The organism is Ralstonia flaminis (assembly GCF_958415495.1).
GTDB lineage: Bacteria > Pseudomonadota > Gammaproteobacteria > Burkholderiales > Burkholderiaceae > Ralstonia > Ralstonia flaminis.
Genome location: NZ_CATZLL010000010.1, coordinates 12,820 through 26,012 on the forward strand (window position 1 = coordinate 12,820; position 13,193 = coordinate 26,012).

General features: G+C 61.2%; 16 protein-coding genes. 3 read left to right on the top strand and 13 right to left on the bottom strand.

Going from position 1 to position 13,193, the window contains the following annotated elements:
• Positions 1-39 precede the first annotated feature (39 nt).
• The gene (locus tag R2N11_RS15860) at positions 40-474 is read left to right on the top strand and encodes a CzcE family metal-binding protein (RefSeq protein WP_232295863.1); all 435 of its coding nucleotides are present in this window, start codon (positions 40-42) and stop codon (positions 472-474) included.
• A gap of 16 nt (positions 475-490) precedes the next feature.
• On the opposite strand, the gene R2N11_RS15865 is transcribed toward R2N11_RS15860, so the two are convergent.
• The 5 genes from R2N11_RS15865 to R2N11_RS15885 all read right to left on the bottom strand — a co-directional run bounded on the left by R2N11_RS15865 (position 491) and on the right by R2N11_RS15885 (position 3,958).
• Complete coding sequence (locus R2N11_RS15865; protein ID WP_009241650.1) at positions 491-745, bottom strand: nicotinamide mononucleotide transporter; 255 nt, start codon at positions 743-745, stop codon at positions 491-493.
• Positions 746-890: 145 nt separating this feature from the next.
• Positions 891-1,298 (bottom strand): hypothetical protein, encoded by a 408-nt coding sequence (locus R2N11_RS15870; RefSeq protein ID WP_009241651.1) that lies wholly within the window; start codon positions 1,296-1,298, stop codon positions 891-893.
• A 77-nt stretch (positions 1,299-1,375) separates the two neighbouring features.
• The gene (locus R2N11_RS15875; protein ID WP_009241652.1) at positions 1,376-1,771 is read right to left on the bottom strand and encodes a GtrA family protein; all 396 of its coding nucleotides are present in this window, start codon (positions 1,769-1,771) and stop codon (positions 1,376-1,378) included.
• 68 nt (positions 1,772-1,839) lie between these two features.
• Positions 1,840-2,595 carry a class I SAM-dependent methyltransferase gene (locus tag R2N11_RS15880; RefSeq protein WP_009241653.1) on the bottom strand — a complete coding sequence of 252 codons (756 nt, stop codon included), beginning with the start codon at positions 2,593-2,595 and terminating at the stop codon, positions 1,840-1,842.
• A 1,024-nt stretch (positions 2,596-3,619) separates the two neighbouring features.
• Positions 3,620-3,958: a hypothetical protein gene (locus tag R2N11_RS15885; RefSeq protein ID WP_009241655.1), complete on the bottom strand. Its 339-nt coding sequence runs from the start codon at positions 3,956-3,958 to the stop codon at positions 3,620-3,622.
• A 163-nt stretch (positions 3,959-4,121) separates the two neighbouring features.
• Here R2N11_RS15885 and R2N11_RS15890 point away from each other — a divergent pair, with 163 nt between their 5' ends.
• Both R2N11_RS15890 and R2N11_RS15895 read left to right on the top strand, forming a co-directional pair.
• Positions 4,122-4,484 carry a COG4315 family predicted lipoprotein gene (locus R2N11_RS15890; RefSeq protein WP_009241656.1) on the top strand — a complete coding sequence of 121 codons (363 nt, stop codon included), beginning with the start codon at positions 4,122-4,124 and terminating at the stop codon, positions 4,482-4,484.
• Between the two features lie 223 nt (positions 4,485-4,707).
• Entirely contained in the window at positions 4,708-5,205 is a 498-nt protein-coding gene (locus R2N11_RS15895) for a c-type cytochrome (RefSeq protein WP_021197398.1), read from the top strand.
• 79 nt (positions 5,206-5,284) lie between these two features.
• Here the strand turns inward: R2N11_RS15895 and dsbD are convergent, their stop codons facing one another.
• The 8 genes from dsbD to cueR form a co-directional block, all read right to left on the bottom strand.
• Positions 5,285-7,231: a protein-disulfide reductase DsbD gene (gene dsbD, locus R2N11_RS15900; RefSeq protein WP_009241658.1), complete on the bottom strand. Its 1,947-nt coding sequence runs from the start codon at positions 7,229-7,231 to the stop codon at positions 5,285-5,287.
• A 140-nt stretch (positions 7,232-7,371) separates the two neighbouring features.
• The gene (locus tag R2N11_RS15905) at positions 7,372-7,701 is read right to left on the bottom strand and encodes a P-II family nitrogen regulator (protein WP_009241659.1); all 330 of its coding nucleotides are present in this window, start codon (positions 7,699-7,701) and stop codon (positions 7,372-7,374) included.
• A gap of 58 nt (positions 7,702-7,759) precedes the next feature.
• A complete protein-coding gene (locus R2N11_RS15910; protein WP_009241660.1) occupies positions 7,760-8,422 on the bottom strand; it encodes a methyltransferase family protein in 663 nt (220 codons plus the stop codon).
• A gap of 158 nt (positions 8,423-8,580) precedes the next feature.
• Positions 8,581-8,826, bottom strand: a complete 246-nt coding sequence (locus R2N11_RS15915) for a DUF2933 domain-containing protein (RefSeq protein ID WP_009241661.1) — start codon at positions 8,824-8,826, stop codon at positions 8,581-8,583.
• A 48-nt stretch (positions 8,827-8,874) separates the two neighbouring features.
• Positions 8,875-9,162 carry a hypothetical protein gene (locus tag R2N11_RS15920; protein WP_232295864.1) on the bottom strand — a complete coding sequence of 96 codons (288 nt, stop codon included), beginning with the start codon at positions 9,160-9,162 and terminating at the stop codon, positions 8,875-8,877.
• Between the two features lie 151 nt (positions 9,163-9,313).
• The gene (locus tag R2N11_RS15925) at positions 9,314-9,544 is read right to left on the bottom strand and encodes a hypothetical protein (RefSeq protein WP_009241663.1); all 231 of its coding nucleotides are present in this window, start codon (positions 9,542-9,544) and stop codon (positions 9,314-9,316) included.
• Positions 9,545-10,167: 623 nt separating this feature from the next.
• Positions 10,168-12,561, bottom strand: a complete 2,394-nt coding sequence (locus R2N11_RS15930) for a heavy metal translocating P-type ATPase (protein WP_009241664.1) — start codon at positions 12,559-12,561, stop codon at positions 10,168-10,170.
• A gap of 12 nt (positions 12,562-12,573) precedes the next feature.
• On the bottom strand, positions 12,574-13,002 hold the full coding sequence (cueR, locus tag R2N11_RS15935; protein WP_009241665.1) for a Cu(I)-responsive transcriptional regulator: 429 nt from the start codon (positions 13,000-13,002) through the stop codon (positions 12,574-12,576).
• Positions 13,003-13,193: the final 191 nt, after the last annotated feature.

Sequence of the window (13,193 nt, forward strand, 5' to 3'; positions counted from 1 at the left end):
GAAGGGAGAGGAATGCCTCTCTAGAATCGTTCACACCACTTGACGCTCCAGGAGAAAACGATGAATCGCAATGGACTTGCTTCGCTCATGCTCGCAGTCCTCTTTGCCGCAAGCTCGGCGGCATGGGCCTCTGACAAATTCCGCGGTGACGGCGGGGACAATTGGATCGAACACGTGCGGCAAAGCCCGTCGGCACCCCCGTCGAATATGAACAAGACCGCATTGTTGTTCGGCTCACCTGCCCCTGCGTCAATGGCTGCGCGCACGGTGGTAGTGAAGCCCGGGATGAAGTACATCAATGTTGACTCCGGTGAGACCATCGCATTCTCCACGGGGACCGGGACGCAAGCGTGGACATTCATTGAAGCGATGCAGAGCACCTCGGTCGACCTGGGCGTTCTGCTGCCGGATGCACCCGAAGCCAAGGGAGTGCGTGTCATCATCGCGCGCAGCACCTGGTTCACCGGCAGTTAAAATACCACCAGCCCTGTCACGCCTCACACGGTTGTGCAGGGCTGGTTTCATTGCACCGCTTTGCTCGTCGCCAAGCGATCAGAGCCGTGACCTGGATCCCTGTGTTGACGAACTGCAATGCAATCAATGCAAATTGCTTGGTCTCCCAGTACACGAACACCAGGCCCATGTTGCCGGCAATCCAGGCTAGATAGCCGCGCGGGTCTTTGCGGGCAATGAATAGCTGGCCGGTTAAGCCGGCCAAGATAACGAAGAGTTGCAGTGGGCTCACGGTGATTTTTCGACTGTTGCGGCGGTTTCGCTACTGTGTCAGAACAGTGCAACGCGCAGTCTCTGCAACAGAGGCACATTGCCCGCTCATTCTTGGCTTTTGCCGTGCGGGCTAACGTCTGCCTCAGGTGTTGCACGCGGAGAAATTAAGGCGCCGCTGTACTGACGACCACCATCATTGGAGTCCAAGCCTCCATAGCCAGTTCTCTCGCTTCCCCCGGCTCCAACACCAAATCGATCGGTTGCGTGCCCGGTAGTGCGCCGATCCCGCCTGCGTCTTGTATATCCAAGCGGAGTTTCACGGAAACGCTTCCACGGTTGACCAGCCGCATGGAATAGCGCTGTTGAGACGAAAGCGTTTTGGACAGAATATCGCCCCGTTTGAGCGAAACGTCGATCTCTTCAGGGAGTGCGGATGAGGGCTGCATGCCGCCCAACGTCACGACGGGGTTGTGGGTGCCGAACCCATGTTCGAGATGCAGGACGAAGGCGCTTGCAATCGTGGGAAAGCTGGCAAGGGTTGCCAATATCGATATGACAGTACTTTTTCTCATGGCATCGTCTCCTGATGTAACTGCCCTAAGGCGTGTTGAGGCTGTGCTGTCCAGTGTTTGCGTTGGTGAGACATGGGTCACTTATCGAGGGGGGGCACGCGCGCACCGGAAAACGTCCAACGGCGGTGGAGATTGAAATTGATCAGGACCAAGACCCCGGTTGCGGTCACCTGCGCAACCAGATAGTGGAACCCTAAAGCGAGGAGGGATGCCAGTGCCCAGGCGTTGATCAACAATGCCAGCATCCATACGAGGGCGAATCGGGCGAGCGTCTCCGGGATCTTGGCTGACGCATCGAAGACCCACCGCCGACTGACCGAGTAGTTGAGCACCAGCCCCACCAGCGCCGCAATGGTTGATCCGAGCACAGGCTCGGTCCCCATTTGGACCAGCGCGTATAGGGTCAGATAGTGAGCGGCGGTGGAAACACCGCCGCTCGCGAGGTACCTGTAGAAGCGATGTCGATTCGTCATGGCGGCTCATTCTCGTAGGTGTATCGGACACGTGTAAATGGCGGGTTCCTGTTCGTTGAGTCGCTACCTTACTCCTTGACCGCAATGGCGAGCAGTGAGCCGCCGGCCGGAAAGTGAATGCCGCGGGTAAGCAAGCGAGACTCAACGTTGCAGACCGTCGAGAACAGGCGATTAAGCGTTTTCCCGATACGAAAGCCTTCGTCAACTTCCTGCTCGGTCCGTGCGATCTTTTGATGCAGACGCGAAAGAACCATGACCGGTAGCAGCAGCGACATAAAGGAGTTGACATAGAGCGGTCGGAACCCGGTGGCGCGCAACTTTTCAATGAGATCCCGGCGCGTATAGCGACGTTTGTGCTTGGCCGCATCGTCCACGCGGCTCCAGAGCCGGGGGTGCTGGGGCACTGTCAAGATCAGCCCGCCACCGCGCCGGCAGGCCTTGTACATCTCACTTAGGGCACGTCGATCATCATCGATATGCTCGATGACATCAAAGGCGCCGACCACCTCAAATGCCTCAACAAACGGTATCGCGCGAGCATCCATTTGCAAGAACTTCGCCCCGCAATGACGGCGCGCCATCTGGAGTGCATTCAGCGAGGGTTCCCCACCGCACACTTCTGCGTGCCGAAACCGATCTGCAATCGCGGCTAGGTTCTCCGCTGTGCCGCAGCCAACTTCCAGAAACGACTGGAGCTGCGGGAAATGGCGCTGCAGCGCCCACACGATTAGCCTGCGGCGATGCACGAACCAAAAGTGGTCAGCCTGCAGCTTTTGGTATTCCTCGAACAGCGGCTCATGGAAGCCGTCGTTGTCCTGCAGCATCTCGGGCGCCAAGCAAGCGACGCCATCACGGATGGTGGCTCGCCAGCCACAAGCGCTGCACGACCAAGCGAAGGGCCTCAAGGGTGTATGGCAACTTACACAGATATGCACGGCAAACTCCTACGCAGCAAGCAACTGCGCCATTGACGGCGTCCTGGTTGCTTGCTGACGAAACACTCGATTTCCCTTGGCGCGTGTAGAGGCGCTGCCAAAGGTCTTGCCGATGCGCCGTCTGCCTCCTCTTACAAAAGCGAAAGCTGGCTCGCCATCGGCGATGCGTGTTAGACAACCAGCCGAGGAGGCCGTAGGAGAAGGTCCGGGACGAAGCTGAGAAAGTGAGCGCGAGACGAACGATGTGTTTTCAATCTCGGCTGGTAAGCGGACATGGTCAGTCCCGCCAACATCGCATGCTGCGGAACTTCCCCGCAAGACGGACATGACTTGCAGCGGTCGTCGAAACGAACGGGCGTGGCTTTTCCATGGTGGTCATGACAATGCTCATGGCCGGCGCGTGCAGCGGTGGGGGGCCGCTGGGGCTGCATCTTTCGTAACTTCTTGGTTGTTGTATGCGCGCGTTCGCAGTCGGCGAGAATGCCTGCGCCCATGCCCTGTGAGGGCAGCGCAAGCAGTACTAACCAGAGCAAAAACACACGCAGCAACTTCACCGGGCACCATGAACCAACGATCACGAAGCCGCAGTCTAGGAAACGGAACCTGACCACAGAGTTACGGGCGCATTACAAGAATGCAGCCGGTTGAAGGTGTTTGGCGCTGCGCGTTTCCCTCCCACTAGACAAGGTGGGCATGCTGACGGCACAAGCATGCAATCGGTACATGATCGCTCGCGCCAGGACATGATTTGCCAAGGGTGCAAAGCCTACGCAACGCTCCAGTGGTCCACCCCAACAATAGAAAGAATATGCGCAGTGTGTCCTATCAGTTGCGCAATCGATCTTGGCAATTGCGCTCTTTCATATTGGCAATCGGGGTAGTCGTCCTTTTCAGGCATGTATGGCCTCGACGTCTATTGCAAGCCTCTGTTGGTGATGTTGAAACGGTCTGCATGCATGTATCCGGCTTGCCTGGTAGGCCGCTGCTGAAGCAATCCCGCAGCCTTGATGAGATCCGCGCACCTTGTCCTTAGCAAAATCATGGCGTCCCCGAAGGCCGCCGCCGGCACGCGCCAGCCTACCCTGCGCAGACGAAGTTCAGCATTTGGACCAATGTCAAACGCCAGCGTGTCGCCGGTAGCCAAGCCCGTGGTCGTCGTCTGATCATCGGGGGGAGCATCAAGATTGGCCTTAACAGGCCTCGTCGGCATCTGGTTGATCGGCGTCACAAAGCGCTCCACCATGGCACCCATGCTTCTCCTCTTCGTCGACGGCGGGCGTGCTACAGCATCAATTGCCGTGCGGTTTTCGGCACCCCTATACTCATCTCACACAACCGGGATTCCCAGGTCGTTGGTAGCAGCTTGCCGTCCCGGCGCTAGCGTAGATATTGATCAACAACGCAAGGAGCACACTATGTCGCGTACCCTGATGATGTTGGCGCTGGGCGCGGTCGCATCGTTTCCGGCGCTTGCCGAGCCGCCCGAGGTTATGCAAGGCAAGCTGGTCGATGAGCACAAGATGACGCTGTATGTTTTCGACAAAGACACTGCGGCCGGCAAAAGCGCGTGCAACGGGACGTGCGCGACCAACTGGCCACCCGCGCTGGCCGATTCATACGACAAGGCGAGCGGTGATTGGAGTTTCATCACCCGTGATGACGGCAAGCGCCAGTGGGCCTACAAGGGCCATCCGCTTTACCGCTGGAGCAAGGATCAGAAGCCGGGCGACACCACTGGCGACGGCGTCATTGGCGCGTGGCACGTGGCCAGGCCTTGACTGGCGCGTTAGAAGAGCACGTGGATGGAGCGGGCGCTGCGGCCCAATGATTCAACGACCTGCTCTTCATGCGATCGGGATCGCTTTGGCCTCACTTGCCTTTGGCGCGCCGGCTCGTGCAGAGGGTGACCCCGCGCGGGGTGCACAAGCCGCCCGCACTTGCATGGCGTGCCATTCATTTGCACCGAGTCGCCACTTGACGGGCCCGAGCTTGGCGGGCGTTTTGGGACGTAAAGCAGGCACAGCCGACGGCTTTGCACGCTACTCTGACGCCCTCAAGCAATCAGGTCTGGTCTGGGACAAACGGAACCTCGATGCGTGGCTTGAGAATCCGGCGGCCCTGGTGCCGGGTAACGCGATGACCTTTCCCGGCATTGCCGATGCACGCACGCGGGCCGATCTGGTCGCCTACATTGAGGCAGTTTCCACGGGGCGTGTGAAGGTGCCCGATCGTGGCCTGCCGAATTTGAAGGAGTCCGATGCGGCGTCGCGGGTCACCTCAATCCGCTTCTGTGGCGATACCTATCGCCTCACCACCGCCGACCGGAAGGCCCACGTCTTTTGGGAGTTCAACCTGCGCTTCAAAACCGATGGCAGTGCTGCCGGCCCGGCTGCCGGTCAACCTGTGCTGATCGGCACAGGCATGCAGGGCGACCGCGCCGCCGTGGTTTTTGCGCGCCCCGAGGAAATCTCTGCCTTCATTCAGAGGCGGTGTCCATAAAGACTGGCCACCCTGCCAACAGCATCTAGAACCCGGTGGCGATACTGCTGCATAAGCTGCGGGCGGGGTCAGGCAGATCTCAATGCTTCCCGTCGTCGCCGAAGGCTTTCGCGAGACTGTCGAGAAAAAGGCTTGCAGACTGGAAGCCGATCACTCGCACCGGGCTCTCACGTCCATCGGCACCGTACAAGATGATGCCGGGTGGACCGAATAGGCCGAAGCGTTTGAGCAGGGTGCGATCGTCGGCAGAATTGCGTGTCACGTCGGCCTGCAGCAGCACAACATCCGCCAGCCGTGCCTGGACTCTCGGATCGCTAAAGGTCAAGCGTTCCATCTCCTTGCAGCTGACACACCAATCGGCATAGAAATCTAGTAGCACCGGCTTGCCGGCCGCGGCGGCCTGCACCAGGCGCGCGTCGAGTTCGGCCACAGAACGGATGCGCTCGAAGCGCACCAGCGCCGGGCCAGCAGTGGAGGCGGGCGCCATCAGGCCAGCACGCAGATGCGACAGCGGCTGGAGCAGATCCCGTCCGCCGGACGCCAGACCGACCAGCAGGATCGCCCCTGCCAGCGCGGCCACCATGCCCATGCCCTTGCCCAACCGGGTCAAGCTGCGAGGCTCTGGACCAAGCGAACCGAAGGCGCCCAGGAAGGCGGAGGCAATCAGCAGCAGCATGGCCCACGCCGCCATCAATGCCCAGGGTGGCAAAAGCGGGCTGACAGCCCAGAGCGCCTCGCCGAGCAGCAGGAAGCCCAAGAAGCGCTTCGTCACCATCAACCAGTGCCCAGCGCGCGGCACAAGATAGCCAGTAGCGACGCCGACCAGCACCAACGGCGCCCCCATGCCGATCGCCATACCGAATAGTGCACCGCCACTGCCAATCGCATCACCGGTTTGCTCGGCATCGGTCAGCGTGCCCGACAGCGGCACAGGCACGCTGCGCACGACGACCAATGCTGAAATCACGCCTGCTGCTGCGGCAACAGCAATCCGACCGCCCGACCAGCGATTTGAGGATGCCGTCATTGGGGGCAGCCGCCCTAGCTCATAGAGTCCGAACATTGACAGCGCCAGGGCCACCGCCAGCATGGTAAAAGCCCCCAGCGCCCACGGCGTCAGCAGCCCCGTCGAGAATCTCTCGCCGAGCAATCCCGCTGCCACGCCGACACCGGCATCAGCCACCGCCGTTCCGAGCACGTAGGCTAATGAGACCACCAAGGCACGACCGCGCGTCACGTGCTCGCCGACGACGATTGACGACAGGATCGGCACCATCGCCAGCACGCCTGGCGTGAGCGTCATCAGCAGACCGAGGCCGAAAAAGACCGTAGCAATCCTCCCAAGCTGGTGGCCGGCCAACACGTGCGCAACGCGGTCGCCGTCGTCATTCCTTGGCGCGGCTGATGGAACAGCCGGCCCAATTTGCCCCTCTCCCAAGCTGGGCAAAATCGGCATCGCCGGCGGCACGGGCGACGTCATTGGCCTGCTGCTCCGATGCTTATCGAATAGGCCACCGAGCAAGCCACCGCCGACCTTGTACACACTGTGCATCGGCGGATAGCAGATTCCCTTGTCGGCACAGCCTTGTGATGTCACCGTCAGCAGCCATTCGCCGTCAGCCGGCACGACCGCCACCGGCACGCGAATGGTGACGCCGCCATGATAGATCTCCATCTGCTTGCCGAGCGCTTCGTCAAATTTGACCTGCCCTGGCGGAAACTCGGGCGTACCGAGCTTGACCCCAGCCGGCTGTGCGGCGAACACAAATCGCTCACGGAAGAGGTGATAGCCGTCGGCGATGTCGAAGTGCACCTCGATGGAGCGGTCGTCGAGTTGCCGCGCCGCAAAGCGGAAGGCCTGCTCCGGTGGCAAGAGATTTTCCTCTTCCGCGGCATGGGCAACACCACCGGAGCCTGCGACGCAGAACCACAGGACAGCGAGCAGCAGCAAAACGAGCTGTGCCGGGGCGACGCCTCGTACTCGCCCGCCACCTCCAGTGCGCGTCGCTGCCACGCTCCACCCCATACATCACTCCCTGACCTCAATGACCGACCACACCGTGCTGATCGCGCTATAGCCTCTCGGCGGATGCCCTCACGCCTCGCGGGTCACACGGGCATGTGATCCCGTGCCGCCTGGCGCCCCGCCATTGACACACGATGGGATTATTCCGCCGGACCAGCCGACTCCCCAGGGGGAACGTGAAGATGCAAGAACCCCTCGACAGGAACAACCGCGACGATCCCGGCGCCCGGCACCGTCGATTTTCCGACCTCAACGATCGCGTTGGTGATAGCCTCGACCTCGGCCTCGTCCGCGAAGATTTCAACCTTGGTGTGCACGGTGGTCAGGTCACTGGAAAAGAAGTTCTTGTACTCGCCGTACCCCTTGACCTTTGTGATCGTCAGGCCAGGGGCATGGGCGGTCGCGAGCTGCCTCTCCAGCGACTCAAGCAGTTCAGTGGGAATGATGGCGATGATCCATTTGGTACGCATAACCCTCTCCTTGATCATCAAGGTGCGACCACGGCAGCCGGGGCTATAGGGCGAGAAATCATGAGCCCACGTGGGTGCTGAATAGCTGTTTCCATTGACTGCGGCCCGGTACGAACATGGGCACCCTGCGTCGATACGCCTCGTAAGCGGCCCCAAAACGGCTGACCATGTCTTGTTCTTCCTTGCGCGCCAGCCTGACATAAACAAACACAATGACTGGCAACAGCACCACGGTGATCAGCGTGGGCCAGTGCACCAGCTGCCCAAAGACAGCCAGCATGATGCCGAGGTACTGCGGGTGACGGACGAATCCGTAAGGCCCCTCCTGGGCGATGCGGCCGGCACGGCATGCTCGATAGACAGTGCTCCACCCCCAAATCAGCAGAATGAGGCCCGGGAGGATAAAGACAGTCGCTATCACCATCTCGACCATTGCGCCTGCCATGCCATAACCGAGCAGCGTTGCCCACAGATGCCCACTGTAGGCCGTCAGCGGTATGTCGATTCCGAGGAAGCCCGTCAGGAGGTAGATCGTGAGGGGGAAGCCGTACATTTCCGCGTACAGCGCGATCACAAAGGCCTGCACGAGACCCGCCCCAGTCCATTCGCGCCAGCCTTGCGGCGCCACGTACCGATACAAGATCCATGACACCACCCCAACCAAGACCGCGACCAGGTTCCAATGGCCGTAGTGCGCACTGAAACTACTCATGATGCTCATCGCACTCCTCCCGCAGACGACAGGATTGGATTTGCCCCTGTATCTCCGGACACAGCCTCACACTTGCGCTGATGATTTCGCGTACCACGCTGGCCTACAGTCCTTGTCCTGCTCGCGCTGGAACCCGCCTTCGCGATACGCGCGGCCGCACTCACGATTCACTTTTCGATCCGAAACGGCTGCTTCCGCTCAGGCGTGTCCTCTCTCATGGAACGCCGCTGATCGTCTTGACCTTGCATGCCTTTCATCATCAGCCACATCGATAGCGGGCAGACGAGGATCAACAGGTAGGGACCAATGCCCAGCACGAAGGCACGAACTGACGGGAAAACGGCATAGGCGACTGCCAAGATCGCCACCAGGGCAGCGCCCACGGCGACCATGGTTCTCGTGTTGCATTTCATAGCGGTACTCCTGTGGTACTCGGTCGTTCGCGATACGGCCGGCCACCGTCATTTCGATGAGGGCGTCTGGATCTTGTCCGCGTACTTGCGCAGGATTTCCCCCATCGCCTGCATCATTTCTCCGTGCATCTGCATCGAGAGCTTTTCGTTTCCGGGCGGCAACTGCCCCATCATCGGACAACCGCCCATCATCCCGCCGTCCATCATGTGGCCCATCATCATGGAATGCATGGGGTCTTGCGGACTTGCTTTGGCGCCTTCGGTAGCGCGACTGGGGCCGGCTGCAGCGCTCCATCCACCGGCCCCAAGCAGGGCAAGCGCAAGCGCTGTGGCCATGACTGATCTCGTTCTCATGACGATCTCCATCTTCGATTAAGTTCCGTGCTGTTCGCCACCGGTTCCGGATGCCGCAAGATCAAGCGGCTTACTCCCGGTAAGCGATTGCGTCGATATACGCGCCTCGACGACCAGGCCGAAGCGCATGCGATCATTTCGCCTCGGATGGGCCCTTCGGGCTGGCGCTGTCCGCCGACGACTTCATCATTTCAGCGCACTGCTTCTGCATCGCATCCTTGGCTGATGCGGCGCCCGGAGCTGCGGCAGAGCGTTTCGCCGCCGCGCGCGCACTGTTGATGGCATCCCAATTGGGACCTGCGAAGGCCGCGCCAGCGGCAACACCAAGCGAAACGAGAACGATGATTCTGAGAATGGAATGCATGATGGTCTTCCCCACATAAGGTTTCTTTCCGGCTCAGTCAAGGCAGAGTCCAGGGACATCCCGCCGGGGGAGCGATTGAAATCAAGGCTCGCGGCGACGGATTGCCGCGTGTGGGGAGCGATCAGATTCGCAAGCGCGCTGTTGCGAGGTAGATGGGCCCAGGTACTGCAACGGGCCGAGAGGCCTTCGGGTAAGCCGGTCCGGCGTAAGGCGTCGGAGGAAGAACGTGCACGAGCCCAATTGCGGCGGGCAGCATGCCAAGATCAGGAGCGTGGCCGTTGGCATCCGCCCAATGGCGCCCATCGTGCCGATGGTCCGCGCAGAGCGCGGGCTGCGCCTCATCCATGTGCTGGCAGTTCACGACGGAAACAACCATCGTCGAGGAGTTCGCCATGGTCCCCGCCTCGGGCGGGCAAACGTATCCCGCAATCGCAAGGCGCGAGAAAAGCACCATCGCGATCAATGAGAGCGTAAGCAGCCGAGCGAGAGGACTTTGGCGATGCATCATGAATCACTGCCAACAATTGTGTTCACTCTAGTTCTGCCAAACCTTGACCGCAAGGCGGGCAAAAACGGTGAGGGGCGATTGCGCACGGGCATGATGGTCATCCAAGAGGCAGCGCCTAAAACACCTGCGTTCTCAACCGAAGCGCATTGGAAATCACTGACACCGAACTCAGGCTCATGGCCAAGGCCGCGATCATCGGTGACAGCAGCCACCCGGTGAACGGGTACAGCACTCCGGCTGCCAGCGGTATGCCCAGCGCGTTGTAGACGAACGCAAATCCCAGGTTCTGTTTCATATTGGCAATGGTGGCCTGCGACAGTTCCCGTGCGCGCGCAAGGCCGCGCAGGTCACCCTTGACCAGCGTGACCTGGGCGCTATGCATTGCCACATCGGTTCCTGTCCCCATGGCAATGCCGACATCGGCTTTGGCCAGTGCCGGTGCGTCATTGATGCCGTCGCCAGCCATTGCCACCACGTGGCCCTCGCTCTGGAGTTTTGCGACCAGCGCCAGCTTGTCGGCCGGTTTGACCTCACCATGAAACTCGTTAATGCCAAGGGGGCCGGCCACGGCTCGCGTTGTCGCGATGCTGTCGCCGCTTGCCATCACCACGCGAATCCCGGCTGCTTTGAGCGCCGCAAGCGCTTCGGGGGTGCTGGCCTTGACCGGGTCCGAGACCGTCAGCAGCCCCGCCAATTTCCGGTCAACGGCCAGGTACATGACACTGGCGCCGTACTGCCCCAGCACGTTTGCCCGCAACGCTTGCGATTCAATATCGACTTGCTCCCGACGCATCAGGGAGGCATTGCCGAGTATCAGTTGGTGACCGTCAACCCGGCCTCGCACGCCCATGCCCGCGTCCGATGCGAAATGTTCGACCTTCGCCAAGGTCAGGCCCCGTTCACGCGCCGCCGCAACGATGGTGGCCGCCAGCGGGTGCTCGCTGCCTTGATCGAGACTCGCCGCCAGACGCAGCACCGTGGTCTCATCGAGCGAATCGACGGCCAACGCCCGCTCGAAGACCGGACGGCCTTCGGTCAGCGTGCCGGTCTTGTCGACGATCAGGGTGTCGACCTTGCGGAAATGTTCGATGGCCGCCGCGTCGCGGAACAGAATGCCCTGGGTCGCCGCCTTGCCGCTCGCCACCATGATCGACATCGGTGTAGCCAGCCCCAGCGCGCATGGACAGGCGATGATCAGCACGGCCACCGCGTTGACCAGCCCAAAGACCCAGCTCGGCTCGGGACCGAACAATCCCCAGCCGAAGAAGGCAAGCACGGCGATGGCTACCACCACCAGCACGAACACCCCGGCCACCTGGTCCGCCATCCGCTGCATTGGCGCCTTCGAGCGCTGGGCCTGGGCTACCATCTGCACGATCTGGGACAGTACCGTCTGAGCGCCAACCTTTTCCGAGCGCATGACCAGGCTGCCCGACGTATTGAGGGTGGCGCCGATCACGTGGTCGCCCGCCCGCTTGAAGACAGGCAGTGGCTCACCGGTGATCATCGATTCGTCGATGGCACTCACACCTTCAATCACAACGCCATCGGTCGGCACTTTCTCGCCCGGCCGAATTCTCAGCAAGTCACCGACATGCACGTGCGTGAGCGGGATGTCCTCCTCGCTGCCGTCCGGGTTGATGCGGCGTGCTGTCTTGGGTGCCAGACCAAGCAGCGACTTGATGGCCGCCGAGGTCTGTGAGCGCGCCCTCAGCTCGAAGATCTGGCCGAGCAGCGTCAGCGAAATGATCACGGCGGCGGCCTCGAAGTAGACCGCAATGCGGCCATGCACAACAAAGCTGCGGGGGAACAGGTCGGGCGCCACGGTGGCCGCAACGCTGTACACGAACGCGGCGCCGGTGCCCAGACCGATCAGCGTCCACATATTTGGGCTGCGGTTTCGGAACGATTGCAGGCACCGGGCATAGACGGGGAAGCCTGCCCACAGGACCACGGGCGCAGATAATGCGAACTCCACCCAGCTTTGCACCGTCGGCCCCATTGCCCAGGCATGTTCACCCAGCATCGCAAGCAATGCGGTGGCAATCGTCAACGGCAAGGTCCACCAGAAGCGCCGGCGGAACGCTGCGAGTTCAGGATTCTCGTCGGCGTCGAGGCTCGGCATCTCAGGCTCAAGCGCCATGCCGCATTTCGGGCAGCTCCCGGGATGGTCCTGACGGACCTCGGGATGCATAGGGCAGGTGTAGACGGCGCCAGGTGCTGCACTGGCTTCGTCACCGGCGGAGACATACTTGGCTGGCTCCGCCTCAAACTTCCTCTGGCATGCCGCGCTACAGAAGACGTACCGCGCCCCCGCGTAGTTTGACTGGTATGGCGTACCGAGCTTCACTGCCATGCCGCACACTGGATCTCGGTCCTCGGTGGCGGTCACAAGCGTCAGTTGCTTCGCCATGGCGTGCTGGTGGTCCCCGCCTTGTGCGCACAAATCTCCGCCGACGTGCCCGGGCGCAGGGGATGACGTATGCGGATGTGGTCGTTTGTCGTTCATTCTCGCGGTGCCTCAATGCCGCGTGGCATGTGCCACAGGCTGCCTCTCTGGGACGGCGCTGCTGATCGCGTCCAAAATCGGGCAGGCGGGGCGATCGTCGCCGTCACAGTGCTGGGCGAGATACATCAGGGTGTCGCGCACGCCGGTAAGCGCGGCAATCCGAGCGTCCAGCTCTTGAATGCGCTGCAACGCAATCGCCTTCACCGTTGCACTCGCGCGCCGCTTGTTTTCCCACAGCCCGAGCAATTCTCGAATCTGCTCCATGGAGAAGCCCAATGCCCGCGCCCGCCCAATGAAGCGCAGGGCGTGGATGTCGTTGTCTCCATACGTCCGGTAGTTGCCCGCGCTCCGGGCAGCCGACGCCACCAGGCCAATGCTTTCGTAGTAGCGGATCATTTTGGCCGAGACCCCGGATACGCTCGCGGCCTGTCCGATATTCATGGTGTGCTCCTCGATTCCTGCGTGCATCGAAGCTTCGGCATCACGTGTCCGTGGCATGTGCCACGGGAGCGACGCGTACCCAAATCTTCACGGCTTCACGGTAGACCCTGCCCACGTGGGAAGGTCAAGGACGGCGCGCTCGTTCTTTTGTCCGATCGCGGCGCGGGTATCCGGCGAAGTTACATTGCGCA